The sequence below is a fragment of the Nocardioides sp. genome, assembly GCF_016462705.1.
GTDB lineage: Bacteria > Actinomycetota > Actinomycetes > Propionibacteriales > Nocardioidaceae > Nocardioides.
Genome location: NZ_JAEMSS010000288.1, coordinates 1 through 3,248 on the forward strand (window position 1 = coordinate 1; position 3,248 = coordinate 3,248).

Genomic DNA, 3,248 nt, shown 5'->3' on the forward strand with positions numbered 1-3,248 from the left:
GTGGCCAGCTGCTCGTCGACCTTCGCCGGGTCGATGTCCTCCTCCAGCGGCAGGGCGTCGGTCTCGTGCGGCTCGGGGTCGTTGTGCGGGTCGGGTCGGGCGTCGCCTGCGGTGGTCATGGGGGTGCCTCCTTCGGGTCGTGGCTGACCCTTCCGGTACCCGCATTAGGGTCCCCGCGTGACCTCCGCGGCCTCCCACACCCCCGGGTACGAGGAGGCCGACCTCACCACCTGCGACCGCGAGCCGATCCACGTGCCGGGCGCGATCCAGCCGCACGGCGTGCTGCTCGCCCTGGACCCGGCCACGATGACCGCGGTCATGGTCTCGGCCAACACCGAGGAGCTGCTCGGCGTCGCCCCGGACGCCGGACTGGGGCGACCGCTCTCGGCGTTCGTCGGGTCGGAGGCCGCGGTCGAGATCACCACGCGGGTGCGGGAGTGGGCCCCTGGGGAGCCGCTGATCCTGACGCTGCCGCGCGACCGGGACGGCGCGCTGGCCGGGCAGGAGATCGACGTCCGGCTGCACGAGTCGGGGGAGCGGCTCGTGGTCGAGCTGGAGTCGCTCGGGAGGCCGCGGTCGACACTGATGACCTACCAGTCGGCGCGCGCCGCGATGGCCCGCCTGTCGTCCGGGCACTCCATCGAGCAGCTGGTCACGCAGCTGGTCCGGGAGGTCCGCAAGCTGACCGAGTACGACCGGGTGATGGTCTACCGCTTCGACGCCGACTGGAACGGTGAGGTGGTCGCCGAGGACAAGCGCGACGACCTCAACTCGTTCCTCGGCCTGCACTACCCGGCCTCCGACATCCCGGCGCAGGCGAGACGGCTCTACACGCTGAACTGGACCCGGCTGATCGCGGACGTCGGCTACGAGCCCGTGCACCTGTCCCCGGTGCTCGACCCGGGGACCGGCGCGCCGCTGGACCTGACGTACGCCACGTTGCGCAGCGTGTCGCCGATCCACCTGGAGTACCTCGCCAACATGGGCGTGCGGGCGTCGATGTCGGTCTCGCTCGTCGTCGACGGCGAGCTGTGGGGGCTGATCGCCTGCCACCACTACCGCGGGCCGCACCGGCCGAGCCAGGACGCGCGGGCCGCCGCCGAGTTCCTCGGCCAGGTGGCCTCGCAGCAGATCGGCCAGCGGGAGCAGGCCGACGTCCGGGAGGCGGCGCTCAGCGCGCAGGCGACCCTCGCCCGGATCATGGGCCGGATCGACGCGTCCGGCGAGTCGCCGCTGCGCACGATGATGGAGGACCCCGAGCTGCTCGACCTGGTCGGGGCCTCGGGCGCGGCGCTCCGCTCGCGCGGTCACTTCCTCACCGCCGGCACCGTCCCCGACGCGGAGACCCTCGACCGGCTGGCGGACGGACTGCTCAGCGACCCCTACGGCCAGCCGGTCGCGACCGACCACGCCGCGGCGCTGCTGCCGGTCGTGCCGGACCTGTCGAGGACCGCTGCGGGCGTGCTCGGGATCGCCTCGCACGCCGACTCCTGGCTGCTGTGGCTGCGACCCGAGCTGCCCCAGGTCGTCGACTGGGGCGGCGACCCGACCAACAAGCGCCTCGAGGAGACCGAGGGTGAGGGGGTCCGGCTGTCGCCGCGGCTCTCCTTCGAGCGCTGGCGTGAGGTGCGCAGCGGACGCAGCGCCCCCTGGCAGGCCTGGGAGCTCGAGGTGGCCACCCGGCTGCGCACCCACATGAACGCCCTGATGCTGCGCCGCTCGAGGGACCAGATCGAGGTCGCGGAGTCGCTGCTGCGCACGGTCCTGCCCAGCGAGGTGCCGCGCTTCGAGGGGATGGACATCGCGGTCCGCTACGTCCCCGCCACGACGTACCAGCTCGGCGGCGACTGGTGGGACGCGGTCAGCCTCGACGACGGGCGGGTCGCCTTCGTCGTCGGCGACACGGCCGGCCACGGCGTCTCGGTCGTGGGGGCGATGACCCAGGTACGCGCGGCGCTGCGGGCCTACCTGATGGGTGGCGCCGGGCCGGCGCAGGCACTGGACAGGCTCGACCTGCTGATGGTGAGCCTGCTGCCCGACCAGGTCGCCACCGCCGTCATCGCGGTGTGGGACGCCGGGAGCCGGCGGCTGGAGATCTGCTCGGCCGGCCACCCCCCGGCCATGGTGTTCGCGGGCTCCGACGTGACCGAGACGGTCGCCACCGGCCGTCCGCTGCTCGGGCTGGGCGAGGGCCGCGCCGAGTCCACGGTCCTCGACGTGGGTCCGGACGTGACGGTGCTCTTCTACACCGACGGACTGGTGGAACGCCGCCACGCCGACGTCGAGACCGCCGTCGAGCGGCTCAGCGCCCTGGCCCCCCGGGTCGGGGACCTCGGGGTCGAGGACTTCGTCGACCTGGTGGTCGAGACGTCCGGCTCCGGTGAGGACGACACCACGGTGCTGGCCGTCAGGCTCTACTGATCGGGTGGCGCGACGGCACCCTGGTCGTCGGAGATGACGAAGCCGCCGTCGGCCTCGTCGACGATGAGCTTCCTCGTCTCCTGCTCCTCGCCCCGCGACGTCGTGTACGTGATGGTCGCGAGGACCACACCGCCGGAGTCCTCGGTGACCTCGTCGACGCTGAGGTCCAGGACGCTCGCCCAGAACCCCTCGAAAGAGCCGCGGCCGACCTCGTCCTGGAGCGCGGGGGCGAGCATCGCCCAGCTGGTCTCGGTGTCCTCCGGGAGGAGCGAGTAGTACTCGGCGACGAACGCGGCGGGGTCGCTCGCACCCGTGTCGGGCGACTCGTCCTCGGCCTCCGGCTCCTCGGTCGTCTCGGGCGTCGACTGGGTCTGCTCGCCAGACGGCTGCCCTGACTCCGTCGCTGACGGGGACGGATCGCGGGTGCGGGTCGGCTTCTCGTCGTCGGGCGTCTGCTCGGTGCCCGGCTCGGCCGTCGACGAGGACGGGTCACGGGTGAGGTACCAGCCGCCGACCGCGGCCGCGACCAACAGCAGCACCAGGACGGCGACCAAGGCGGCCCGGTTGTCGCGAGACGGAGGTGCGGCCGCCGGCACGGGGCGCGGCGCGGTGTCCTCCGGAGGCGGAGGCTCTTCTCGCGCTGGCGGCGCCGGTGGCGGTGGCAACGGCGCCGGCACGGGGACGGCGGCCGCCGGGGGTGCCGCGTCCATGACCCTCGTCGGCTCCTCGGCGACAGGGATGCCCGGCGCCTGGACGCCCCTCAGCTCCTCTGCCACCTCCGCCATGGACCAGCGCTCGGCGGGGTCGGGGTCGAGCATCCGGGAGAG

The 3,248-nt window shown here is 73.6% G+C and carries 1 protein-coding gene and 1 pseudogene; one reads left to right on the top strand and one right to left on the bottom strand.

All coding sequences use genetic code 11. The annotated features are described in order from the left end of the window. Window positions 1-177 precede the first annotated feature (177 nt). On the top strand, window positions 178-2,421 hold the full coding sequence (locus JHD21_RS21545) for a SpoIIE family protein phosphatase (protein WP_292679567.1): 2,244 nt from the start codon (window positions 178-180) through the stop codon (window positions 2,419-2,421). Here the strand turns inward: JHD21_RS21545 and JHD21_RS21550 are convergent. Next, window positions 2,415-3,248, bottom strand: a pseudogene (locus JHD21_RS21550) (hypothetical protein); the annotation flags it as partial. The gene JHD21_RS21545 and the pseudogene JHD21_RS21550 overlap by 7 nt on opposite strands.